Genomic DNA, 22265 nt, shown 5'->3' with positions numbered 1-22265 from the left:
AGAATAAAAAACGCCTGACCCAGGTCAATCTAGGGTCAGGCGTTTTTTATGGCCCGATTAATTCAGATTCAGGGTCGGAATCAGGCTGCTGTCCAGTAGCTGGCCCGGCACGGGTACCGGTGCAGCCAGGCCCAGGTTGTTCTTCTCGAACACCTTGTCAGCGCGGTAGCTGGAGCGCACCAGTGGGCCGGCGGCAACTTCCATAAAACCCTTTTTCAGGCCGAGCTCGCGGAAGTCATTGAATGCTTCCGGGCTGACCCAGCGCTGCACGGGCAAATGGTTGCGCGTGGGTTGCAGATATTGGCCCAGAGTGAGGATGTCCACACCGATGGCGCGCAAGTCGTCCATGGTTTGCAGGACTTCTTCGTCGGTCTCGCCGAGACCGAGCATCAGGCTGGTTTTTGTTAGCACATCGGGCCGATGGCGCTTGGCGTGTTCAAGCACGCGCAAGGTCTTCTCGTAGCCCGCGCGCGGGTCGCGCACAGCATGGGTCAAGCGTTTGACCGTCTCGACATTCTGTGCGAACACCTCAAGGCCAGAATCCACCACGCGCTCAATGGCTTGTAGATCGCCATCGAAGTCGGGCGTTAGCGCTTCCACCACCACGTGTGGTGTGCGTTCTTTGATCGCCCGCACGCTGGCGGCATAGTGCGCCGCGCCGCCGTCATCCAGGTCGTCACGATCCACCGACGTCAGCACGATATAGCGCAGCGCCATCAGCTCGACCGACTTGGCGGTGTTCTGCGGTTCTTCCAGGTCCAGCCAGCCGTTAGGGTTGCCGGTATCCACCGCACAGAAGCGGCAGGCGCGCGTGCATACCGAGCCCATCAGCATGATGGTGGCGGTACCGTTGGACCAGCATTCACCCATATTGGGGCAGTGGGATTCCTGGCACACGGTGCTCAGGCGGTGTTCGCTGACGTTGCGTTTGACGGCTTCGAAGCGGCTGCCGCCGGGTGCCTTGACCCGCAGCCACTTGGGCTTGGGTTCGAACACCTGAGGTTCGCTTGAGGCGCGGCGCTTCTGCCCGTCCTTGATCGCAGTGATGCCTTGAGTGGTGCGAAATTTTTCGCCGCTGGCAACGGTTTTTGGCGGGGAGGTATCGGACATCGGCAATTGGGCTCCGCTAGAGGCTCCGGGGGACGAGGCGGCTTTTCGCCGCCGCGCAGTCTACCATAAGAGCTGACCGCGCAGTCAGCAGGGCGCGCTGTGGTTCAAGCTGTTGCCACCTGGCAATGGGGCCTTGGTGGCAGCGTGAGGGTGCTTGGTTGGTTATCTAAGCTGCTCGAGCAGTTGGTGGCTGGGGTAGCCGTCGGCAGGCTGTCCCAGGCTTTGCTGGAACGCGCGAACTGCCTTGCGGGTATTGGCCCCAATAATGCCGTCTGCGGGGCCTGGCTCATAGCCTTTGCTGGCGAGCAGTTCCTGCAGTTCGATGCGCTCACTGCGGCCCAATTGGCGATCGTTACGAGGCCAGACGGCCTGTACGCCAGGGTTGCCATCCAGGGCATCGCTGAGCAAGCCGATGGCCAGGGCGTAGGCGGCGGAGTTGTTGTAGCGCAGAATGCTGCGGAAGTTGTTCAGCAGCAGGAAGGCCGGACCGCGGTGGCCTGCTGGCAGGAATAACGTGGCCAGGCTTGTGTCATCGGCATCGATGGCGCGGGTTGGTTTAACCCCCAGCTCACGCCATTGAGTCAGGCTGCGACGTACTTCCGGGTCGGCCAGGGCGTAATCAAAGCCCTGCGGCAGGTCCACTTCGAAGCCCCAGGGTTGGCCGTTTTCCCAGCCCGATGCTTGCAGGTAGTGCGCGGCAGAGGCCAGGGCGTCGGGTGCTGAACTCCACAGGTCACGCCGGCCGTCGCCGTCAAAGTCCACGGCATGTTGATTAAAGGTGGTCGGCATAAATTGCGTCTGGCCCATGGCGCCTGCCCAAGAGCCGATCAAGCCCTGCGCGGGGGCGTCGCCGGCCTGGATGATTTGCAAGGCGGCGAGCAATTGGCTGCGCCAAAATACTTGGCGGCGGCCGTCGTAGGCCAGGGTGGCAAGGGAGCGGATGACGTTATGGCTGCCGATATTGCTGCCGAAATTGCTTTCCATGCCCCAGATTGCGATGAGCACTTCATGGTCTACGGCATAGGCGCTGCGAATGGCTTTCAGCGTTGGCCGATGCTGCGCTTTGAGCAGGCGGCCTTGGGCGACGCGCGAGACGGAAACCGCGCCATCGATGTATTCCCATACCGGCCGAGTAAACTCCGGCTGGCTGCTATCAGAGGTCACCACGCGTGGATCAAGGGTGATGCCGGCAAAGGTGCGGTCGAACAGTTCAGCGTCGATGCCAGCGGCGATGGCATCGCTACGCAGGAGCATGCGCCATTCTTCGAAGCTGATGAGCGGTTTAGGAGCACTGACAGCTGGGCTGGCGGGAGCCGCGCTCTGAACGATGGCAAGCGGCTGCGCAGGCGTTTCGGCGCAGGCAGTCAGGAGCAGCAGGAGGAAGGCGCTGACGCTATGGGACAAGCCCCGAAGAAGCAGGTAAGGCATGATGGTCTCGGCACATTTTGCAGGCCGTCACCTTAGCATGATTGAGAGGGGATGCGGGCTGAGGCGGGCGTTTCAGGCGACCAGAAGGTATGAAGCCTCCCAGTTTTGCTGGGAGGCTTCGCGGCGGTAGCTACCTTTACCTTTGCTGGGCTTTTCCTGACGGCTGCGAAACAGCGGCTGGGCAATCAGGGATTTGGCCTTGTTCGGGCTGTGCTTGGTTTTCTTGCTCATGACGCGTCCTCTGGCGATGGCTTGCCGTGTGCCGGCGCGCGAAGCATGGTCCGCACGCTGCAAAAAGTCCAGCGCCTGTCTGTTAGCCGAGTAGCCGCAAGCGCTGCCCGCACAGGCTCAGGGTCAGCAGGCTGAGGCCGCTCCAAGGGTCGCCCATGGCCTGGCCTTTGATTTGCGCGTCGATCTGCTGGGCATCCTCTAATAGGGCTGCCCAGCGTGAGGCGGATAGGCGTTGCAGGGCTTTGCTGACCAGTGGCCGGCGTTTATCCCAGACCGGTGGGCGGGCTGAGCTGAACGCTTTATCCAGCGGCATGCCCTGGGCATGTTGTTGCGCGAGGGTGGCCAGTAGGCGGATTTCCCGGGCCAGCGCCCAGAGAATCACCGGTGGTTCGACGCCTTCGCCGCGCAGCCCTTCGAGCATGCGCAGAGCGTGGGCGGCTTCGCCATTGAGGGCTGCATCGATCAGGCCGAATACATCAAAGCGTGCACTGTCCGCGACCGCAGCCTGCACGGTGTCGACGTCAATCTGCGTGCCTTCGGCCAGTAGTTTGAGTTTTTCGATTTCCTGGGCGGCCGCGAGCAGGTTGCCTTCGACGCGGATGGCAATCATGTCGACCGCTTCAGCGCTGGCACTTAGGCCGGATTGCGCCAGGCGTTGGCGAATCCATTGTGGCAATTGGTGGGCATCGACCGGCCAGATCTGCATAAACTGGACGTTTTGCCCGTCGATCAGCGCCTTGCCCCATTTGCTCTTCTGCGCGTTGCCGTCGAGTTTCGGCAGGCTGATTAGCAGGACGGTGTCTTCGGCGGGGCGTGCCAGGTATTCGAGTAACGCGGTGCCCTTGTCGCTGGGCTTGCCGGTGGCAATGCGCAGCTCCAGCAGGCGTTTTTCCGCGAACAAGGACAGGCTGGCGCCGGCTTGCAGCAGGTTGCCCCAGTCAAAGTTGTTGTCGGCGTTAAACACCTGGCGCTCACTAAAGCCCTGCTGGCGAGTGGCGGCGCGAATGGCGTCGGCGGCTTCCTGGCAGAGCAATGGCTCGTCACCACTGATCACGTATACCGGGCTCAGGGTGCCCTGCAGGTGTTTGCCGAGTTGTGCGGGGTTGAGTTTCATCGCGGTGCGAAGCGGGGCCGCTTGCGCGGCCCGGCAAGCTTACTGAGCAGACATTGGCAGTTGAATCGGCGACTGCTGGGGCTGCGCCGCTTGCTGTTGGCGGGCGGCTTCCAGGGCGTCAGCTTCAGCCTTGAGCTTGGCTTCTGCGGTTTGCTGCAGTTGGTCCAGCTGTTGCGGGCTGATCTGTTGCAGGCGCAGGACCAGTAGCTGGATCAGTTCGCGGTTCATTTCCTGGCGAACTTGCGCGGCTTCCTGATCCGCGCCGATCAGGTTGTTGCTGTCCTGGGTGTAGAAGCTCTGCGCTTCCACTTTGTCGCTCAGCAGCAGCAGGTTTTTGCTGCCACGGATCTCGTATTCCAGGGTTTTGTTCAGCTCATATTCGGCCGTACGGGCAGAGCTGGTAAAGCTGGCTGCGCGGCGGTTTTCCTGTTCGTTGCTCAAGACCAGGCGGTATGGCGCGCCCGGGTAAACACGCACGTCATTGTTCTGCAGCACTTCGCGCACCTGATTGACGGTTTCGCCGTAGGCGTTGCGCGCGCTGACGTCGAGTTCCTTCAGGGCGAACTGCACGTCACCGGTGCCGCGCAGCTGAAAGCCGCAAGCGCTCAGCAGGGTAGCCAGGCCAATTACCAACAGATTCCGTTTGATCATCTTTTATCCCCTTGGCGTGTCGTGCGGCGCGCCGCTGTGCGGTCGCGCCGAGCTTAATCAGTTGGCTACGATGTTGACCAGTTTGCCCGGCACCACGATGACCTTGCGAATAGTCAGGCCTTCGGTGAAGCGCAGTACGCTCTCATTGCTGCGGGCGCTGGCCTCGACATCTTCGCGGCTGGCGCTGGCGGACACTTCGATCTGCCCGCGCAGCTTACCGTTGACCTGGATAACCAGGGTCAGGGTGTCCTGCACCAAGGCGGACTCGTCCACCTGCGGCCATGGCGTATCAATCATCACGCCATCGCGGCCCAGTTCCTGCCACAGCTGGTGGCTGATGTGCGGGGTAATGGGGGCCAGCAGTAGCGCCACAGTTTCCAGGCCTTCCTGCAGCAGGGCGCGGTCTTGGCTAGTGGCTTGCGAGGCTTTTTCCAGCACGTTCATCAGCGTCATTACCTGGGCAATGGCTGTGTTGAATTTGTGGTGCTGGCCAATGTCGATGCTCGACTGCTTGATCGCCAGGTGAATGGCGCGGCGCACGGCCTTCTGCTCGTCCGTCAGGCTGCTGAGGTCGAGTGCCTCTGCAGCGCCTTGGTTCACGTGGTTCTGCGCCAGGCGCCAGACGCGGCGCAGGAAGCGGTTAGCGCCTTCAACGCCGGCGTCAGACCATTCGCAGCTCATATCGGGCGGCGAGGCGAACATCATAAACAGGCGGCAGGTGTCGGCGCCGAACTGGTCGATCATCGACTGTGGGTCGACGCCGTTGTTCTTCGACTTGGACATCTTCTCGGTGCCACCGATTTCCACCGGCAGGCCGTCGGACTTCAATTTGGCGCTAATGACCTTGGCTTTGCTGTCACGTTCCAGCTCGACATCGGCTGGGTTGAACCAGTCTTTGCCGCCGTTATCCAGGGTGCGGTAGTAGGTGTCTGCCACCACCATGCCCTGGGTCAGCAGGTTTTTGAACGGCTCATTGGAGCTTACAAGACCTTCGTCGCGCATCAGCTTGTGGAAGAAGCGCGCATACAGCAGGTGCAAAATCGCGTGTTCGATGCCGCCGATGTACTGATCAACCGGCAGCCAATGGTTGGCTGCGGCCGGGTCGACCATACCGCCGGTGTAATGCGGCGAGGCGTAACGGGCGTAGTACCAGGACGATTCAACAAAGGTGTCCATGGTGTCGGTTTCGCGTTTGGCCGCTGCGCCGCATTTCGGGCAGCTGCATTCGTAGAACTCGGGCATGCGCGCCAGCGGGCTGCCGGCGCCATCCGGCACGACGTCTTCTGGCAGTACAACCGGCAACTGGTCTTCCGGCACCGGTACGTCACCACAGGTTTCGCAGTGGATGATCGGGATCGGGCAGCCCCAGTAACGCTGGCGGCTGATGCCCCAGTCACGCAGGCGGAACTGGGTCTTGCGCGCGCCATGCTCATTGGCTTCCAGATCCGCAACGATGGCATCAAACGCCGCGCTGAAATCGAGGTTGTCGTACTTGCCCGAGTTGATGGTGGTCAGCCCGGTTTTCTCGCCGTACCAGTCTTGCCAAAGGCTGGCGTCGTAGTCCTTGCCTTCGCCGGTATACACCTGGGTAACCGGTAGGCTGTACTTGTTGGCGAACTCGAAGTCGCGCTCATCGTGTGCCGGCACGGCCATCACTGCGCCTTCGCCGTAGCCCCACAACACGTAGTTGGCGACAAACACCGGCAGCTTGTCGCCGCTCAGCGGATGGATGACGAACTGGCCGGTGGCCACGCCCTTCTTCTCCATGGTGGCCATGTCGGCCTCGGCCACGGAGCCGCCTTTGCATTCTGCGATAAACGCGGCGATCGCCGCATTGCTCTCGGCGGCGCGCTGGGCCAGCGGATGCTCGGCTGCCACGGCGACGTAAGTCGCGCCCATCAAGGTGTCGGGGCGGGTGGTGTAGACCTTCAGCTGGCCGTCGATGCCGACGCTGGCGAGGTCGTAATCAAACACTACATCGGCGCCGAAGCTTTTGCCGATCCAGTTGCGCTGCATGGTCTTGACCTGTTCCGGCCAGCCATCCAGTTCGTCCAGACTGCTCAAGAGTTCTTCCGCGTAAGCGGTGATCTTGAAGTAGTACATGGGGATTTCGCGCTTCTCGATCAGCGCGCCGGAACGCCAGCCACGGCCGTCGATAACCTGCTCGTTGGCCAGAACGGTCTGGTCGACCGGGTCCCAGTTAACGCTGCCGTTCTTGCGGTAGATCACGCCTTTTTCGAACAGGCGCGTGAACAGCCACTGCTCCCAGCGGTAGTAATCCGGCTTGCAGGTGGTGACTTCACGGGTCCAGTCCACGGCCAGACCCAGGCTCTTGAGCTGGGTCTTCATGTACTCGATGTTTTCGTAGGTCCACTTGGCCGGGGCGACTTTGTTCTTCATCGCGGCGTTTTCCGCCGGCATACCAAAGGCGTCCCAGCCCATCGGCTGCAGCACATTCTTGCCCTGCATACGCTGATAGCGGGCGATCACGTCACCAATGGTGTAGTTGCGCACATGGCCCATGTGCAGTTTGCCGCTCGGGTAGGGGAACATCGACAGGCAATAGAAAGTCTCCTTGCCTGGTTGTTCACTCACTACAAAGGAATTCTGCGCATCCCAATGGGACTGCGCGGCGGCTTCGATTTCACGGGGCGAATACTGTTCTTGCATGGCTACCGGCGCTTGGAATGAGGGCTTGCGGGAAACGCCGTAGCATACATGAGCCCCGCTTACTCAGGGAAACCCTGATTAATCAGTGGCCTGTTGGCCTTGGTTGGGGTTTCGCCGTTTGTCGCCAGGGGCCGCTGGTTAAGGGGTGGCCGCTAAGCTTGAAGTATCGGGCGCAACGCTGCCCGCGTGAGGTGATAAATGGCAGAGTTAAGGCGCAGCGCACCGACTGGTGGGCCCTACGAGCGGCTGTTACAGCGCCTCGCTGTTGCATTGGATGAAGCCGACAATTTGAGTGCGCTGTCCACGCACCCGCTGCTTGATTTAGAACTGCGTGGTTTGACCGCTGCAGAGATGGAGCTGATTCGCGCTTACCTTGAGCGTGATCTGGACTGGCTGCGTGGCTGGCACGCCGCGGCTCAAGAAATGACCCAGATCGAGCAGTTTCAGAACACCCGCAAGTTAGCCCGAGGTGGGCATAAAACCGCAGCCGTGTTGCCCAGTCAGGTCAAGCCGCTGCGCAATCATCGTATGCAACTCTGCTGCGCCTTGTGTGGTGACGTAACGGGCTGGCAGTCAGGCCATGCGGTGCTGGCGTGCAAGACCTGCGGTTCGCAGTTGTTTCGCGTGCGTAATCCTCGCTAGGCTGCGCGCACCCTTGGAGGTGCTCGATGCCGATTCGCTACATCCTCAAACAGTTTTTTCTGCCGCCAGGCCTTTTCCTACTGTTGCTGCTGGCCGCTTGGTGGCTACGTCGCCGCTTTCCGCGCTTGGCGGCCGGCTGTTTGGTGCTCGGCTTAGGCGGCATGTGGCTGTTCAGCCTGCCGGTGGTGGTCGAGTATTCGGCGCGAATGCTGGAAACCGAGCTGGCCTTGAATGAGCCGCAATGGGCTGATTTGGCTCGGCACGCAGAGGTGGTTGTGGTGTTGGGCGGCGGGCGTGAGCTGGCTGACCCTGGCTGGGGCGCGGATCAACCCAGCCTGCTGGCGCTGGAGCGCGTGCGTTTCGCTGCGCGTCTGGCCAAGGCGTCGGGGTTGCCGCTGTTGACCACAGGCGGCCTGCACTATGGCGCGCCGCCCAGTGAGGCGGCCTTGATGGCTGAGGTGCTGGCGCGTGATTACGCGCTGCCGGTGCGTTGGCAGGAAGGCCTGAGTCGCACGACTTGGGAGAATGCGACCCACAGCGCCGAGCTACTCAAAGCCGCTGGTATTCATCGTGTGGTGCTGGTGACTCAGGCCTGGCATATGCCCAGGTCACGCTGGAGCTTCGAACAGGCTGGTTTGCAGGTGGTCAGCGCGCCCATGGGCTTTCTCGGTACGCCCAATGGACGCCCAGCCGGTGGCTGGCTGCCGGAAGGTAAGGCGGTATGGCAGAACGGCCTGCTGCTTAACGAGGCCGTTGGCGTGTTGGCTTATCGGCTGTTTTATCGGGGCCCCGCTGAGCAGAAATAAGCCCCGGTTTGCAGCCTAACTGTTGATCAACTCCGCATGGTGGCAAGCCACCTGCCGTGCATCCAGCAGGCGCAGGGCGGGCTGTTCAACCTGGCAGCGCTCATTGGCGTGCGGGCAGCGCTGATGAAAAGCGCAACCGCTGGGCGGTGACAGCGGGTTGGGCAGCTCGCCGCTGATCTTGATCTTCGGTTTGCTCGGGTTCGGGTGAATGGTCGGCGTCGCCGACAGCAGCGCCTGGGTGTATGGGTGCAGCGGGCGATTGTAAATCTGCTCACTGGGGCCCATCTCCACCGTGCGGCCGAGGTACATCACCAATACATCGTCGGCAACGTGGCGCACCACCGAGAGGTTGTGCGAGATAAACACGTAGCCGGTGTTGAACTGCTCCTGCAGGTCCATAAACAGGTTAAGCACCTGGGCCTGGATCGACACGTCCAGCGCCGAGGTCGGTTCATCCGCCACCAGCACCTTGGGTTGCAGCATCATCGCGCGGGCCAGGGCGATCCGCTGGCGCTGGCCGCCGGAGAACATATGCGGGTAGCGCTGGTAATGCTCAGGGCGCAGGCCGACCTGCTGCATCATTGCCTGCACCCGCTCGCGCCGTTCCAGCCGCGACAGCTGAGTGTTGATCAACAGTGGTTCGCCGAGCTGGTCGCCGACCTTCTGCCGCGGGTTGAGCGAGGCGTAGGGGTTTTGAAAGACCATCTGTACATCGCGGCGCAGTTGCTTGCGCTGCGCTTTATTGGCACCGGTCACTTCCTGCCCGGCGATTTGCAGCGAGCCGGAGCTAGGCTTCTCGATCAGCGTCAGGGCGCGGGCCAGGGTGGATTTGCCGCAGCCAGACTCGCCGACCACCGCCAGAGTTTTGCCCGCTTGCAGTTCAAAGGACACGCCGTTGAGCGCCTGCACCTGGGCGTTGGGCTGGAACAACCCGCGGGAAATGTCGTAGTGGCGGGTGAGGTCGCGAGCAGTCAGAACGGCGCTCATCAGGCCACCTCCGCAGTCAGGTTGAGCGGGTAGAAGCAGCGCGCCGCGCCGCGTGCATGCGTATCCAGGCTTGGCCGCTGGTCGTGACAGCGAGGTTCGGCATAAGGGCAGCGCGGTGACAGCAGGCAGCCGGTTGGCCGGTCATAGCGGCCAGGGACAATGCCGGGCAGGGTGGTCAGGCGGCGCTGGCCCTGGCTGTGCTCAGGAATCGCCTTGAGCAGCGCTTCGGTATAGGGGTGCGTCGGGGTATCGAACAGCTGCGGCACGCTGCCGATTTCCACCGCTTGCCCGGCATACATCACGCAGACCCGTTGTGCGGTTTCGGCTACTACGGCGAGGTCATGGGTGATCAGGATCAGGCCCATGTCCTGTTCGCGTTGCAGCCCGACCAGCAGCTCCATGATCTGCGCTTGGATGGTCACATCCAGCGCCGTGGTCGGCTCGTCGGCAATCAGCAGTTTCGGTTCGGCGGCAATCGCCATGGCAATCGCCACGCGTTGGCTCATACCGCCGGAGAGTTGATGCGGGTAAGCATTCAGGCGGCTGGCGGCGGCGGGGATTTCCACCCGGTCGAGCAGTTGCAGCGCGCGCTGGCGAGCGGCCTGGCCTTTGAGGTGTAGGTGCTGACGCAGCACTTCCTCGATCTGATAACCCACGGTAAAACTGGGGTTGAGGGCGGTCATGGGGTCCTGGAAAACCATCGATAGGTCTTTGCCGACGATATGCCGTCGCTGCCGTCCTTTGAGGCGCAGCATGTCGGTGCCATCGAATTGCAGGCTGTCTGCCGTGACGATGCCGGGCGCGTCAACCAGGCCCATCAGCGCCAGCATGGTCACTGATTTACCCGAACCGGATTCACCGACAATCGCCAGCACTTCACCCTTGGCCACGCTCAGGTCGAGGCCGTCGACTACGGGTGCCGCGCCAGCGCCGCCGAAGCGCACGGACAGGTTCTTGATATCCAGTAAGCTCATGCGGCGGTCTCCGGGCGTGCATTCGGACGCCGGTAGGATGGGTTGAGTCGTGCGATACCCATGCTGTTGGTCGAGCGGCGATGATGGGTGTCGCTGTGCTCTACCCATCCTACGAAATGTTCTGCAGGGTGGCTCATGCTCGTCTCCTCACTGCGCATTTTTCAGCTTAGGGTCGAGTGCATCACGCAGCCCGTCGCCCATCAGATTGATTGCCAGCACGCTGAGCAGAATGGTCAAGCCGGGCAGGCTGACCACCCACCAGGCGCGTTCGATGTAGTCGCGCGCTGAGGCCAGCATGGTGCCCCACTCAGGCGTTGGCGGTTGTACGCCGAGGCCGAGAAAGCCCAGGGCTGCGGCATCGAGAATGGCCGAAGAGAAACTCAGGGTGGCCTGCACAATCAGCGGTGCCATGCAGTTGGGCAGCACGGTGATAAACATCAGCCGCGGCAGGCTGGCACCGGCCAGGCGCGAGGCGGTGACGTAATCGCGGTTCAGCTCGCCCATCACTGCGGCGCGGGTCAGGCGGACGTAGGAAGGCAGCGAGACGATGGCGATGGCGAAGATGGTATTGATCAGCCCCGGGCCGAGGATGGCGACGATGGCCACCGCCAGCAGCAAGGATGGCAGGGCCAGCATGATGTCCATCAGGCGCATGATCGACGGGCCAAGCAGTCGCGGAAAGAAGCCAGCAACCAGGCCCATGAGAATGCCGGGGATCAGCGACATCAGCACCGAGGCCAGACCAATCAGCAACGACAGCCGCGCACCATGGATTAGCCGCGAGAGCAGGTCGCGGCCGACTTCATCGGTGCCCAGTAGGAATTGCACTTGACCGCCCTCCAGCCAGGCCGGCGGGGTCAACATAAAGTCGCGGTATTGCTCGCTGGGGTCGTGCGGGGCGATCCACGGCGCAAACAGCGCGCAGATCACCAGCAAAATCATAAACAGCAGGCCGGCGACCGCGCCTTTGTTGTGGGCAAAGGCTTGCCAGAACTCTTTGAGTGGCGAGGGGTAGAGCAGGCTCTGGTCGAGAGTGGTGCTTAGGGTTTCAGTTGTCATAGTGGGCTCCGTAGAACCTGTACATGGCCTCGCGAGCTAGCGCGAGACAAGGAAAAAGCGGCTGAGGAAGCGGAGTGTGCTGTTGCACATGAGCATTCCGAAGCTGGTTTTGACGCGGTATCGCCGACGCGTAGCAGGCCATGGGTAGGTTCTTAGCGCTGATGGCGAATGCGTGGGTTGGCCAATCCATAAAGGATGTCCACCACGAAGTTGACCAAGATCACCAGGCAAGCGATCAGCAGAATGCCGTTCTGCACCACTGGATAATCGCGCGCGCCGATCGATTCGATCAGCCATTTGCCGATGCCCGGCCAGGAGAAAATGGTTTCGGTCAGCACCGCGCCGGCCAGCAATGCGCCGACTTGCAGGCCGAAGACCGTTAGCACTGGGATCAGTGCGTTACGCAGGCCATGGACAAACACCACGCGGGCTGGCGATAGGCCCTTGGCGCGGGCCGTGCGCACATAGTCCTCGCGCAGCACTTCGAGCATCGCCGAGCGGGTCATGCGGGCGATCACCGCGAGCGGGATGGTGCCGAGCACAATGGCCGGCAGAATCAGGTGGTGCAGGGCATCGGCAAAGGCACCGGGTTCATCGGCCAACAGGGTATCGATCAGCATAAAGCCGGTGACCGGCGGGATGTCGTACAGCAGGTCGATGCGCCCGGATACTGGCGTCCAGCCCAGCCAGACCGAGAAAAACATGATCAACAGCAGGCCCCACCAGAAAATCGGCATGGAGTAGCCGGCGAGCGAAATGCCCATCACTCCGTGGTCAAATAATGAGCCGCGCTTGAGGGCGGCGATCACCCCGGCGATCAGGCCCAGGGTGCCGGCAAATAACAGGGCGGCCAGGGCCAGCTCCACGGTGGCGGGGAACAGTGTGGTGAATTCATCCCAGACACTGGTGCGGGTGCGCAGCGATTCGCCCAGATCACCCTGGGCCAGTTGGCCGATGTAGTCGAAATACTGGGCATACAGCGGTTTGTTCAGGCCCAAGCGTTCCATGGCCTCGGCGTGCAGCACCGGGTCGACGCGGCGCTCACCCATCATCACTTCCACCGGGTCGCCGGGAATCATGCGGATCAGCGCGAAGGTCAGCAGGGTGACGCCGAAAAAGGTGGGGATCAGCAGCCCCAAACGTCGGGCAATAAAAGACAGCATGCGAATGGGTGCTCCAGTGCGCGCCTGGCTGCAATGGCTGGGCGCTGTTATGCGGTATTTACAGGTGGTGCTCGGTTGGCGAGGGGCTAAACCGCCCGCCAACCGACGTGTTGCGTGTACTTACTTAACGCCGACGCCGTAGAACGAGTTCAACGCAAACGGGCTGATCCTGAAGTCCACAACCTTGTTGCTCATTGGCTGGTAGACCGTGGAGTGGGCGATCGGTGTGATCGGCACTTCACGTTTGAGGATCACCTGGGCTTGCTTGTACAGCTCGGTGCGCTCGGCGGTGTCGGTCACGCGCTTGGCGGCTTTCACCAGCTTGTCGTAGTCGGCATCACACCACTTGGAGAAGTTGTTGCCGTCTACCGCATCACAGCCATACAGGGTGCCCAACCAGTTGTCCGGGTCACCGTTGTCGCCGCTCCAGCCGATCAGCATGGCGTCGTGTTCGCCGGCCTTGGCGCGTTTGAGGTATTCGCCCCATTCGTAGGTGACGATCTTGGCCTTGATGCCCACTTTGGCCCAGTCGCTTTGCAGCATCTCGGCCATTAGTTTGGCGTTGGGATTATACGGACGCTGCACCGGCATGGCCCACAGGGTGATCTCGGTGCCTTCCTTGACGCCGGCGGCCTTGAGCAGCGCCTTGGCTTTTTCCGGGTCGTAGGCCGGGTCTTTGATGCTGTCGTTGTACGACCACTGGGTCGGCGGCATGCCGCTGACGGCCAGCTGACCGGCGCTCTGGTAAACCGCGTCGATGATCCCTTGTTTGTTCACCGCCATGTCCAGCGCCTGGCGCACTTCGAGTTTGTCGAACGGTGGGTGGGTGACGTTATAAGCGATATAGCCGACGTTGAACCCGGCCTGCTCTGGCATGACCAGGTTCGGGTCTTTTTTCAGGGCGTCCAGATCTGCCGGGCGTGGGAATAGGGTGACCTGGCATTCGCCGGCCTTGAGCTTTTGCATGCGCACTGAGGCGTCGGTGTTGATGGCGAAGATCAGGTTGTCGATCTTCACCTCATCCGGCTGCCAGTATTCCTTGTTGCCCTTGAAGCGAATCACCGCGTCTTTCTGGTAACGGCTGAACACGAAAGGGCCGGTGCCGATGGGCTTCTGGTTGATGTCGGCGGCCTTGCCGGCCTTGAGCAGCTGGTCGGCGTACTCGGCGGATTGGATCGAAGCAAAACTCATCGCCAGGTTCTGGATAAAGGCGGCGTCCACTTCGTTGAGGCTGAACCGGACTGTCATGTCGTCGAGTTTTTCGATCTTGGCGATATTGGCGTCCATGCCCATGTCGGTGAAGTAGGGAAACTCCGACGGGTAGGCTTTGCGGAAGGGATGGTCGGTGTTGAGCATGCGCTGGAAGGTGAATAGCACGTCATCGGCGTTGAAGGTGCGGCTCGGCGTGAAGTATTCGGTGGTATGGAATTTCACGTTCGGGCGCAGGTGGAAGGTGTAGCTCAGGCCGTCTTCACTGATGTCCCACTTCTCGGCCAGGCCGGGGATCACTGCGGTGCCGCCACGCTCGAACTGGCTCAGGCGGTTGAACACGGTTTCCGCTGCAGCATCGAAGTCGGTGCCGGTGGTGTACAGGCCAGGATCGAACCCGGCGGGGCTGCCTTCGGAGCAGAACACCAGGTTGCCGGCAGCGCTGGCAAGCGGGGTGCTGGCGATCAGCCCAGCGGCGAGTAGAGCCTGGATGACGGCATTCTTACGCATAGTGACCTCATGGTTATTGTGGTTGTGATCCTGAGGGGGCTCTTGTGGAGACCTTGGGTGAAGCTATGCAGGCCACATGCCGACGGCAAGCGGCATGTGGTTGTTAGAGCAGGAATGGCGGTGCAGCACTATGTGGGTGTCGCATTTTTATAAGTGTGGGCTGAAAACATTGCAAAGCGCCGCTATCGTCGGGTAACGGCGCTGCTTCTGTTTGTAGCAGATGTCAGGGCATCTGCACCTCGATCACCCCATCGGCATTAATGTTCACCTGGCTGGTGCCGGCTTCGATCTCTGGCGTAACCGCGGCATCCATCATGGCGGCGCCTTTCATCATTTCCATGCGCATCGGCATCGGGCGTTGGAAACCGCCCGTGTTCAGGTTCAGGCTGACCAGTTTGTAGCCGCTGCCGCCCAGGGCTTTGGTGGCCAGTTGAGCGCGTGCTTTAAACGCTGCGACGGCATCTTTGAGCAGCGCATCTTCGCGGGTTTTGCGGGTGTCGTCGGCAATGCTGAAATTCATCCCCCCCATCTTCAGGGTTTGCAGCATTTCTCCGGTGAGTGTGGACAGAGTGCTGAAGTCCGCACTTTCCAGGCGCAGTTCGGCGCGTTCGCGCCAGGCAGTGATTTTCTGGCCCTTATCATCGCCCTTGTTTTCAGAATAAATCGGATAACTGTTGCGGCTGCCCGAGGCGACGCTGACGCCTTTGACCTTGCGCGCCTGAGCGATGCTGGCATTCAGGGTCTTGCTGATCTGTGCGGCAAGGGCGGCTGGGTCGCTGTCTTGGGCTTCCGTGTAGAGGGTGACGTGCATCAGGTCGTGGGCGATTTCCTGATTAACCTCGGCGCGCAGCGCGACCTGGTTATAACGTGCGTCTTCGGCCATGGCGGTGGTACTCAGTAAGGTGGCGGCGCTTAGCAGAAAGGCGGTGGCGATGCGGGATAACGGCAGCATGACGATTCCTTTAAATGATGGGCGCATGGGCTATGCGCAGCTTTCCAGAGGGTAGACGTAGCTATCTGACTAGGCGGGTTAAGCCAGGTTCCACTTTTTAGAGTCTGCCTAAGATCTGCTGCGCGTAGGCGGTACTGCGTTAGAAGTGGCCCTAGCTCGCGCTCGCTGAAACAGCTGCTCGCGCGTGCATGTGCTGCGGCGCGTTGCCGCAGTTGGGCGGGTAGCGGCTTGGTTATACTTTCGCGGCTCGCTGAATGAGCATCTTGGAGATTCTATGCTCGCACCTGTGCAGCTACTGTCGGCGAGCCGGCAAAACCTCTGGCGCCTGACCCTGATCCGCATTCTAGTGCTGGCGGCGCAGGCGGGTTCCGTGGGACTGGCTTACAAATCTGGCGCATTACCGCTGCCCTGGCTGGAGCTGAGCGTCACTCTGGGCGTCTCTCTGGTGCTGTGTCTGCTCACGGCGTTGCGTCTGCGCGGGCCGTGGCCGGTGACTGAGCAGGAATACGCCGCGCAACTGGCTTGCGACCTGATTATCCACAGCGTGTTGCTGTACTACTCCGGTGGCTCGACCAACCCTTTTGTCTCCTATTACCTTGTGCCGCTGACTATCGCCGCGGCCACCTTGCCCTGGCTCTACACCATTACCTTGTCTGGCCTGGCGCTGGGCGGTTACACCTTTCTGCTGGTGTGGTCGCACCCGCTGGCGTTGCCGACAGGCCCACGGGAAAGCTTGCTGATCTACGGCATGTGGCTGAGCTTTGCCTTGGCCGCCGGGTTGATCACCTTTTTTGTGGCGAAGATGGCCGAAGAGCTGCGTCAGCAGGAAGAACTGCGCGCTGATCGTCGTGAGGAAGGCCTGCGTGATCAGCAGTTACTGGCGGTGGCCACCCAGGCCGCCGGTGCGGCGCACGAGCTGGGCACACCATTGGCGACCATGAGCGTGCTGATTAAAGAGCTGCGCCGCGAACATCAAGAACCGATGCTGCAAGAAGACCTCGCCGTGCTGCAGGAGCAGGTCAAGCTGTGCAAGGAAACCCTGCAGCAGCTGGTGCGCGCCGCTGAGGCGGATCGGCGTCAGGCGGTGGTCGAGTTGTCCTCGGTGGAGTGGTTGGAAACCACCCTCAACCGTTGGCACCTGATGCGGCCCGAAGCCAGCTATCGCTATCAATGCCTGGGCCGCGGCACGCCACCTAAGATGATGCCGCCGGCCGACCTGACCCAGGCGCTACTCAACTTGCTGAACAACGCCGCCGATGCCTGCCCGGACAAGCTGGATATCCGCCTGGACTGGGACCACCAATGGCTGCGCCTGAGCATCCGCGACTTCGGTGCTGGTGTGCCGCTGGCGATTGCCGAGCAACTGGGGCGACCGTTCTTTACTACCAAAGGCAAGGGCTTCGGTTTGGGCTTGTTCCTTAGTCAGGCCAGCGTCACCCGTGCCGGCGGTACGGTTAAACTGTATAACCACGAAGAAGGCGGCACGCTCACCGAGCTGAAGTTGCCGCGCGCCTATGGCCGAGCTTAAGGAAATATCCGAATGAGCGATGAAGTGCTGTTCGAAGGTGAAGAACAACCGCACCTGCTGTTGGTTGATGATGACCCCACCTTCACCCGCGTGATGGCGCGCGCCATGAGCCGGCGTGGTCTGCGGGTTTCCACCGCCGGTTCGGCCGAAGAAGGCTTGGCCCTGGCCGAGCAAGATCTACCGGATTACGCCGTGGTCGACCTGAAAATGGAAGGCGACTCTGGCCTGGTGCTGCTGCCCAAGCTGCTGGAACTGGATGCCGAGATGCGCGTGGTCATCCTCACCGGCTATTCGAGCATTGCCACGGCGGTGGAGGCAATCAAGCGCGGTGCTTGCAACTACCTGTGCAAGCCGGCCGATGCCGATGATGTGCTGGCGGCGCTGCTCACCCAGCATGCCGACCTGGACACCCTGGTGCCGGAAAACCCGATGTCGGTGGACCGCCTGCAGTGGGAGCATATCCAGCGCGTGCTCAGCGAGCATGAAGGCAATATCTCCGCCACCGCCCGTGCTCTGGGCATGCACCGGCGCACCTTGCAACGCAAGTTGCAGAAGCGCCCGGTTCGGCGCTAAGCGTTGCGGGCGTATTTTTACGGCATGAAAGGCTGTTGAAAGCTTTCTGCTAAGCGACCTTGCTATCATTAGCCCCCTAACTAAGTGGCTCGTCAGGGGCGGTCATGCTTGCCATCGTTCAGCAAACTATTGGCGTTACCGCGCCGGTCTTCTCCATGCTCTTTCTCGGCGTGGCACTCAAGCGCTTCGGGTTGATTGATGCGGCGTTTATTAACACCGCCTCGACGTTGGTGTTTCGCGGCACCCTGCCGGCGCTGTTGTTTCTTGGCATCATCAAGGCGGACCTAAGCACCGCGTTGCAGCCGGCACTGCTGCTGTACTTTGTGGTGGCCACCCTGGGTTGCTTCCTGTTGGCGTGGGGCTGGTCGATCTTGCGTTGCCCCGAGGCGGATCGCGGTATCTACACCCAGGGCGCCTTTCGCGGCAATAACGGCATTGTCGGGCTGGCGCTGGCCACAAGTATGTATGGCGATTACGGGCTGTCGGTCGGTGCCGTGCTCGGCGGCGTGGTGATCCTCAGTTACAACGTCTTGTCGGCCATCATCCTGGCGATTTACAGCCCACAGGCGAAGACCGATGTCTGGAGCCTGAGCAAGAGCATTGCCAGCAATCCGCTGATCATCGGTGTGCTGCTGGCGATTCCTATTGCCGCGTGGCACATCCCGCTGCCGGCCTGGCTGCTGACCTCCGGCGGTTACTTTGCGCAAATGAGCCTGCCGCTGGCGTTGATCTGTATTGGCGGCACGCTGACCCTGGATTCCTTGCGACAAGGCAGTGGTATGGCCGTCAGTTCGAGCTTGATGAAAGTGCTCTGGCTGCCGTTCCTAGCGACGCTGGGTGCGGTGCTGTGCGGTTTTCGCGGCGCTGACCTGGGCATTTTGTTTTTATATTTTGTCAGTCCGACGGCTGCGGCCAGTTTTGTCATGGCCAAGGCGGTTGGCGGTAACTATCAGTTGGCCGCCGCGATTATTGTGATTACCACGCTGGCGTCGGTGATCAGTACCAACCTGGGGTTGTTGGCCTTGCAGTGGGTGGGCTGGATCTAGCGCTGTTGGCGGGCCTAGCGCAGGCACAAAAAAGCCGACGTTCGCGTCGGCTTTTTGTTGTTCAGGCGTTCAGGCGCTCTGGAAGTCGTCGATCACTTCCTGCGCTGCGCGGAAGGCGTCGATGGCGGCGGGGACGCCGGCATACACCGCGCAGTGCAGCAGGGTTTCGCGGATTTCTGCCACGGTGCAGCCGTTGTTCAGTGCGCCACGCACATGGCCCTTGAGCTCCTGCGGGCACTTCAGCGCCGTCAGTGCCGACAGAGTGATCAGGCTACGGGTCTTGCGGTCCAGGCCTTCGCGGGTCCAGACGCCACCCCAGGCGTGCTGGTTAACGAAGTGCTGCAGCGGCTGGGTAAAGTCGCTGGCGTTGCTCAGGGCGCGGTCGACGAAGGCGTCGCCCATTACTTCGCGGCGTACTTTCAGGCCCTGTTCGTGGCTGTCACTCATGCGGCTCTTCTCCTAATGGGCTCTCAGGCTTTCTGCTTGTGCCAGGCGCGCCCGGCAATGATCACCAGAGTCACGGCGGTCAGTGGCAAGGCATAACCCAGCATGGCCTCACCGAAGACCTCGGCGAACGGCTTGCCAGTCGACGACAGCACCAGGTAAACCGTGTACGCCACGTAGTAGGCCAGGAACAGCAAGCCTTCCCAGCGGTTGATGCGGTAACCGGCGAAGAAGATCGGCAAGCAGGCCACCGCCACGGCGATCATCACCGGGAAGTCGAAGGCCAGGGCGTTGGCCGCCACATTGATCGCCTGCGGTGAGACCATCGAGGCCAGGCCGAGCACGCACAGCAGGTTGAAGATATTGCTGCCCACGATATTGCCCACGGCGATGTCGCGCTCGCCTTTGATGGCCGCCATGATCGAGGTCGCCAACTCCGGCAGTGAGGTGCCTATAGCCACCACGGTCAGGCCGATCACCAGCTCCGAGATGCCCAGGGCGCGGGCCATGGTGACGGCGCTCTCGACCAGGAAGTTCGAGCCTGTGACCAGCAGCACCAGGCCGGCAATGATCAGGCCCAGGTTGATCGCCCAGGCATAGGGCTTGGCCGGCTCATCAAGGCCGAATTCCTTGGCAAACTCGTCATCCTCGGCGACAGCGCTCTTGTCGCGGCGCGAACTGATGATCAGGAAGCCGGTGTAAGCCAGCACGCCAGCAAACAGCAGGGCGCCATCGAGGCGGCTGAGGCTGCCATCCCACGCCAGGGCGTACACCACCAGGCTGGCGCCGATCATGATCGGGACGTCCAGGCGGATCAGCTGGCGCGAGACGATCAGCGGTGCAACCACTGCGGTCAGGCCAAGAATCAGCAGGACGTTGGCGATATTGCTGCCAATCACGTTACCAATCGCCAGGTCGCCGCTGCTATTGAAGGCGGCTTGCACGCTGACGGCGGTTTCCGGCGCGCTGGTACCAAATGCCACCACAGTGAGGCCGATGATCAGCGGCGGAATGCCGAATTGTGCGGCCAGTTTGGCAGCGCCGCGTACCAGCACTTCAGCGCCGGCCACCAGCAGCACCAGGCCGGCGATCAGGTAAACAAAGGTCATCAAGGTCATTGCAGGGGGCTCCATAAAAGTGGCGCTAGTTTAATCATCGGCTTGCGTTGCGCCAGAGGCTAAACAGGGCTGTCCATGGCTTCTTTGTAAACAGCTGTGTTCAGTCGGACAATTGTTCTACGCGCACCGGCACCACGCCGTCACGCAGCATATCCAGCTGTTCGGCAGCTTTTTGCGAGAGGTCGATAATGCGCTTTTTGGCGTAAGGGCCGCGGTCGTTGATGCGCACCACCACGGTTTTGTCATTGCGCAAGTTAGTGACCTGTACGCGGCTACCAAACGGCAGGCTGCGATGCGCGGCGGTTAGCGCGTGCTGGTCGAAACGCTCGCCGCTGGCGGTTTTGTTGCCGTGATGGCGTGCGCCGTAGTAGGACGCCTGGCCTTCGGCGCGATAACCGTTCGGATCAATTGTGCCCTGACTGGCGCAGGCACTGAGCAGCAAGCTGGCGATGGCAATCAAGATCAGGCGCATAGGGTCTCCGCTGGATGGGGGTTAGGGGGCGCTGCGCTCTACCCGCCTTACGAACAAAACAACGCCGGGCGAACCCGGCGTTGTCGGTGCGGGCCGTCCATGGCCTGCGGTTTGGATGAGCGTCGGCTCAGCCTTCGAGCTTTTGCTTCAGCAGTTGGTTCACCTGGCCGGGGTTGGCCTTGCCTTTCGAGGCTTTCATCGCCTGGCCGACAAAGAAGCCGAACATCTTGCCGCGCTTGGCTTCATCGCTGGCGCGGTACTGTTCAACTTGTTCGGCGTTGGCCGCCAGTACGTCATCGAGCATGGCTTCGATGGCGCCGGAGTCGGTGACCTGTTTCAGGCCTTTGGCTTCGATAACCTGGTCAGCACTGCCTTCGCCGTTGGCCATGGCCTCGAAGACCATCTTGGCGATTTTGCCGCTGATGGTGTTGTCCTTGATGCGCAGGATCATCCCGCCCAACTGCTCGGCAGAAACCGGCGACTGCTCGATGTCCAGGTTGTCCTTGTTGAGCAGGCTGGACAGCTCGCCCATCACCCAGTTAGCGGCCAGCTTGGCATCGCCGCACACGGCGTTGACGGCTTCGAAGTAGTCGGCCAGTTCGCGGCTGGCGGCCAGTACGTCGGCGTCGTAGGCGGATAGGCCGAACTCGCTCTCAAAGCGTGCGCGTTTTTCGACTGGCAGTTCCGGCAGGGTCGCGCGTACTTCGTCGAGGAAGCTTTGCTCGATCACCACCGGCAGCAGGTCAGGGCAGGGGAAGTAACGGTAGTCGTTGGCTTCTTCCTTGCTGCGCATGGAGCGCGTCTGGTCTTTGTTCGGGTCGTACAGGCGGGTTTCCTGCACCACTTTGCCGCCGTCTTCGATTAGCTCGATCTGGCGCTGCACTTCATGGTTGATGGCTTTTTCGATAAAGCGGAACGAGTTGACGTTCTTGATCTCGGCGCGGGTGCCGAACTCGGCTTGGCCTTTGGGGCGTACCGAGACGTTGCAGTCGCAGCGCAGCGAGCCTTCGGCCATATTGCCGTCGCAGATGCCGAGGTAGCGCACCAGGGCGTGGATGGCTTTGACATAGGCCACGGCTTCTTTGGCCGAGCGGATATCCGGTTCGGAAACGATCTCCAGCAGCGGCGTGCCGGCACGGTTGAGGTCGATGCCGCTCATGCCGTGGAAGTCTTCGTGCAGGCTTTTGCCGGCGTCTTCTTCCAGGTGCGCACGGGTGATGCCGATGCGCTTCTGGCTGCCGTCTTCCAGGGTGATATCAAGGAAGCCCTTGCCAACGATGGGGTGATCCATCTGGCTGGTTTGATAGCCCTTGGGCAGGTCTGGGTAGAAGTAGTTTTTACGGGCGAAGATGTTAGTGCCGGCGATTTCAGCGTCGATCGCCAGGCCGAACTTGCAGGCCATGCGCACCGCTTCGGCGTTGAGCACCGGTAACGTGCCGGGCATGCCCAGGTCAATCAGGCTGGCCTGGGTGTTGGGCTCGGCACCAAAAGTGATGGCGCTGGCGGAGAAAATCTTCGATTGGGTGCTGAGCTGGGCGTGAATTTCCAGCCCGATTACGGTTTCCCATTGCATCTGTT

22 protein-coding genes are annotated in these 22265 nt (G+C 61.4%); 5 read left to right on the top strand and 17 right to left on the bottom strand.

All coding sequences use genetic code 11. The features are described from left to right. Positions 1–57: 57 nt before the first annotated feature. From lipA to leuS, 6 genes are all read right to left on the bottom strand, one after another. The gene (gene lipA / locus N1078_RS01395) at positions 58–1110 is read right to left on the bottom strand and encodes a lipoyl synthase (RefSeq protein ID WP_274086416.1); all 1053 of its coding nucleotides are present in this window, start codon (positions 1108–1110) and stop codon (positions 58–60) included. A 162-nt stretch (positions 1111–1272) separates the two neighbouring features. Beyond that, positions 1273–2538: a lytic murein transglycosylase gene (locus tag N1078_RS01390; RefSeq protein WP_274086415.1), complete on the bottom strand. Its 1266-nt coding sequence runs from the start codon at positions 2536–2538 to the stop codon at positions 1273–1275. A 72-nt stretch (positions 2539–2610) separates the two neighbouring features. Beyond that, positions 2611–2769 carry an alternative ribosome rescue factor ArfA gene (arfA, locus tag N1078_RS01385; protein ID WP_274086414.1) on the bottom strand — a complete coding sequence of 53 codons (159 nt, stop codon included), beginning with the start codon at positions 2767–2769 and terminating at the stop codon, positions 2611–2613. A gap of 82 nt (positions 2770–2851) precedes the next feature. After that, a complete protein-coding gene (holA, locus tag N1078_RS01380) occupies positions 2852–3883 on the bottom strand; it encodes a DNA polymerase III subunit delta (RefSeq protein ID WP_274086413.1) in 1032 nt (343 codons plus the stop codon). Positions 3884–3922: 39 nt separating this feature from the next. After that, positions 3923–4534 (bottom strand): LPS-assembly lipoprotein LptE, encoded by a 612-nt coding sequence (locus N1078_RS01375; RefSeq protein WP_274086412.1) that lies wholly within the window; start codon positions 4532–4534, stop codon positions 3923–3925. 57 nt (positions 4535–4591) lie between these two features. Then, a complete protein-coding gene (gene leuS / locus N1078_RS01370) occupies positions 4592–7204 on the bottom strand; it encodes a leucine--tRNA ligase (protein WP_274086411.1) in 2613 nt (870 codons plus the stop codon). Between the two features lie 198 nt (positions 7205–7402). On the opposite strand from leuS, the gene N1078_RS01365 reads away from it, so the two are divergent. Further along, positions 7403–7846 carry a hypothetical protein gene (locus N1078_RS01365; RefSeq protein ID WP_274086410.1) on the top strand — a complete coding sequence of 148 codons (444 nt, stop codon included), beginning with the start codon at positions 7403–7405 and terminating at the stop codon, positions 7844–7846. Between the two features lie 26 nt (positions 7847–7872). Next, a complete protein-coding gene (locus N1078_RS01360) occupies positions 7873–8652 on the top strand; it encodes a YdcF family protein (RefSeq protein WP_274086409.1) in 780 nt (259 codons plus the stop codon). 15 nt (positions 8653–8667) lie between these two features. Here N1078_RS01360 and N1078_RS01355 read toward each other — a convergent pair whose 3' ends face one another. The 7 genes from N1078_RS01355 to N1078_RS01325 all read right to left on the bottom strand — a co-directional run bounded on the left by N1078_RS01355 (position 8668) and on the right by N1078_RS01325 (position 15506). Then, the gene (locus N1078_RS01355) at positions 8668–9639 is read right to left on the bottom strand and encodes a peptide ABC transporter ATP-binding protein (protein ID WP_274086408.1); all 972 of its coding nucleotides are present in this window, start codon (positions 9637–9639) and stop codon (positions 8668–8670) included. Further along, the gene (locus N1078_RS01350; protein WP_274086407.1) at positions 9639–10613 is read right to left on the bottom strand and encodes an ABC transporter ATP-binding protein; all 975 of its coding nucleotides are present in this window, start codon (positions 10611–10613) and stop codon (positions 9639–9641) included. The genes N1078_RS01355 and N1078_RS01350 overlap by 1 nt, the downstream gene beginning before the upstream one ends. After that, positions 10610–10750: a hypothetical protein gene (locus tag N1078_RS01345; protein WP_274086406.1), complete on the bottom strand. Its 141-nt coding sequence runs from the start codon at positions 10748–10750 to the stop codon at positions 10610–10612. The genes N1078_RS01350 and N1078_RS01345 overlap by 4 nt, the downstream gene beginning before the upstream one ends. Positions 10751–10760: 10 nt before the next feature. Next, complete coding sequence (locus N1078_RS01340; protein WP_274086405.1) at positions 10761–11672, bottom strand: ABC transporter permease subunit; 912 nt, start codon at positions 11670–11672, stop codon at positions 10761–10763. A gap of 152 nt (positions 11673–11824) precedes the next feature. Then, complete coding sequence (locus N1078_RS01335) at positions 11825–12835, bottom strand: ABC transporter permease subunit (RefSeq protein ID WP_274086404.1); 1011 nt, start codon at positions 12833–12835, stop codon at positions 11825–11827. A gap of 120 nt (positions 12836–12955) precedes the next feature. Further along, on the bottom strand, positions 12956–14554 hold the full coding sequence (locus N1078_RS01330; RefSeq protein WP_274086403.1) for an ABC transporter substrate-binding protein: 1599 nt from the start codon (positions 14552–14554) through the stop codon (positions 12956–12958). Positions 14555–14777: 223 nt separating this feature from the next. Then, positions 14778–15506 (bottom strand): SIMPL domain-containing protein, encoded by a 729-nt coding sequence (locus tag N1078_RS01325; RefSeq protein WP_274086402.1) that lies wholly within the window; start codon positions 15504–15506, stop codon positions 14778–14780. Between the two features lie 274 nt (positions 15507–15780). Here N1078_RS01325 and N1078_RS01320 point away from each other — a divergent pair, with 274 nt between their 5' ends. From N1078_RS01320 to N1078_RS01310, 3 genes are all read left to right on the top strand, one after another. Beyond that, positions 15781–17034 carry an ATP-binding protein gene (locus N1078_RS01320; RefSeq protein ID WP_274086401.1) on the top strand — a complete coding sequence of 418 codons (1254 nt, stop codon included), beginning with the start codon at positions 15781–15783 and terminating at the stop codon, positions 17032–17034. Between the two features lie 12 nt (positions 17035–17046). Beyond that, the gene (locus tag N1078_RS01315) at positions 17047–17607 is read left to right on the top strand and encodes a response regulator transcription factor (protein ID WP_090243369.1); all 561 of its coding nucleotides are present in this window, start codon (positions 17047–17049) and stop codon (positions 17605–17607) included. A 104-nt stretch (positions 17608–17711) separates the two neighbouring features. Then, positions 17712–18653 carry an AEC family transporter gene (locus N1078_RS01310; RefSeq protein WP_274086400.1) on the top strand — a complete coding sequence of 314 codons (942 nt, stop codon included), beginning with the start codon at positions 17712–17714 and terminating at the stop codon, positions 18651–18653. A 69-nt stretch (positions 18654–18722) separates the two neighbouring features. Here the strand turns inward: N1078_RS01310 and pcaC are convergent, their stop codons facing one another. The 4 genes from pcaC to gatB form a co-directional block, all read right to left on the bottom strand. Then, complete coding sequence (gene pcaC, locus N1078_RS01305; RefSeq protein WP_274086399.1) at positions 18723–19100, bottom strand: 4-carboxymuconolactone decarboxylase; 378 nt, start codon at positions 19098–19100, stop codon at positions 18723–18725. Between the two features lie 23 nt (positions 19101–19123). Beyond that, a complete protein-coding gene (locus N1078_RS01300; protein WP_274086398.1) occupies positions 19124–20215 on the bottom strand; it encodes a calcium/sodium antiporter in 1092 nt (363 codons plus the stop codon). 100 nt (positions 20216–20315) lie between these two features. Continuing rightward, positions 20316–20687: a septal ring lytic transglycosylase RlpA family protein gene (locus tag N1078_RS01295; RefSeq protein WP_274086397.1), complete on the bottom strand. Its 372-nt coding sequence runs from the start codon at positions 20685–20687 to the stop codon at positions 20316–20318. A gap of 127 nt (positions 20688–20814) precedes the next feature. Next, positions 20815–22260, bottom strand: coding sequence for an Asp-tRNA(Asn)/Glu-tRNA(Gln) amidotransferase subunit GatB (gene gatB / locus N1078_RS01290; RefSeq protein WP_274086396.1), 1446 nt, complete (start codon positions 22258–22260; stop codon positions 20815–20817). Positions 22261–22265 lie beyond the last annotated feature (5 nt).

Source organism: Pseudomonas sp. MIL19, assembly GCF_028680365.1.
GTDB classification, from domain to species: Bacteria; Pseudomonadota; Gammaproteobacteria; order Pseudomonadales; family Pseudomonadaceae; genus Aquipseudomonas; species Aquipseudomonas spirodelae.
The sequence above is the reverse complement of the archived record's forward strand: the minus strand, read 5'-3'. Positions and strand labels throughout refer to the sequence as shown.

Excerpts from the sequence above, each read along its gene's own strand:
- N1078_RS01325 (WP_274086402.1), bottom strand. The coding sequence starts at position 15,506 with ATGCTGCCGTTATCCCGCATCGCCACCGCCTTTCTGCTAAGCGCCGCC.
- arfA (WP_274086414.1), bottom strand. The coding sequence starts at position 2,769 with ATGAGCAAGAAAACCAAGCACAGCCCGAACAAGGCCAAATCCCTGATT.
- N1078_RS01310 (WP_274086400.1), top strand. The coding sequence starts at position 17,712 with ATGCTTGCCATCGTTCAGCAAACTATTGGCGTTACCGCGCCGGTCTTC.
- N1078_RS01330 (WP_274086403.1), bottom strand. The coding sequence starts at position 14,554 with ATGCGTAAGAATGCCGTCATCCAGGCTCTACTCGCCGCTGGGCTGATC.
- N1078_RS01300 (WP_274086398.1), bottom strand. The coding sequence starts at position 20,215 with ATGACCTTGATGACCTTTGTTTACCTGATCGCCGGCCTGGTGCTGCTG.
- N1078_RS01355 (WP_274086408.1), bottom strand. The coding sequence starts at position 9,639 with ATGAGCGCCGTTCTGACTGCTCGCGACCTCACCCGCCACTACGACATT.
- N1078_RS01315 (WP_090243369.1), top strand. The coding sequence starts at position 17,047 with ATGAGCGATGAAGTGCTGTTCGAAGGTGAAGAACAACCGCACCTGCTG.
- holA (WP_274086413.1), bottom strand. The coding sequence starts at position 3,883 with ATGAAACTCAACCCCGCACAACTCGGCAAACACCTGCAGGGCACCCTG.
- N1078_RS01345 (WP_274086406.1), bottom strand. The coding sequence starts at position 10,750 with ATGAGCCACCCTGCAGAACATTTCGTAGGATGGGTAGAGCACAGCGAC.
- pcaC (WP_274086399.1), bottom strand. The coding sequence starts at position 19,100 with ATGAGTGACAGCCACGAACAGGGCCTGAAAGTACGCCGCGAAGTAATG.
- N1078_RS01295 (WP_274086397.1), bottom strand. The coding sequence starts at position 20,687 with ATGCGCCTGATCTTGATTGCCATCGCCAGCTTGCTGCTCAGTGCCTGC.
- gatB (WP_274086396.1), bottom strand. The coding sequence starts at position 22,260 with ATGCAATGGGAAACCGTAATCGGGCTGGAAATTCACGCCCAGCTCAGC.
- N1078_RS01320 (WP_274086401.1), top strand. The coding sequence starts at position 15,781 with ATGCTCGCACCTGTGCAGCTACTGTCGGCGAGCCGGCAAAACCTCTGG.
- N1078_RS01335 (WP_274086404.1), bottom strand. The coding sequence starts at position 12,835 with ATGCTGTCTTTTATTGCCCGACGTTTGGGGCTGCTGATCCCCACCTTT.
- N1078_RS01365 (WP_274086410.1), top strand. The coding sequence starts at position 7,403 with ATGGCAGAGTTAAGGCGCAGCGCACCGACTGGTGGGCCCTACGAGCGG.
- N1078_RS01360 (WP_274086409.1), top strand. The coding sequence starts at position 7,873 with ATGCCGATTCGCTACATCCTCAAACAGTTTTTTCTGCCGCCAGGCCTT.
- leuS (WP_274086411.1), bottom strand. The coding sequence starts at position 7,204 with ATGCAAGAACAGTATTCGCCCCGTGAAATCGAAGCCGCCGCGCAGTCC.
- N1078_RS01350 (WP_274086407.1), bottom strand. The coding sequence starts at position 10,613 with ATGAGCTTACTGGATATCAAGAACCTGTCCGTGCGCTTCGGCGGCGCT.
- N1078_RS01390 (WP_274086415.1), bottom strand. The coding sequence starts at position 2,538 with ATGCCTTACCTGCTTCTTCGGGGCTTGTCCCATAGCGTCAGCGCCTTC.
- lipA (WP_274086416.1), bottom strand. The coding sequence starts at position 1,110 with ATGTCCGATACCTCCCCGCCAAAAACCGTTGCCAGCGGCGAAAAATTT.
- N1078_RS01340 (WP_274086405.1), bottom strand. The coding sequence starts at position 11,672 with ATGACAACTGAAACCCTAAGCACCACTCTCGACCAGAGCCTGCTCTAC.
- N1078_RS01375 (WP_274086412.1), bottom strand. The coding sequence starts at position 4,534 with ATGATCAAACGGAATCTGTTGGTAATTGGCCTGGCTACCCTGCTGAGC.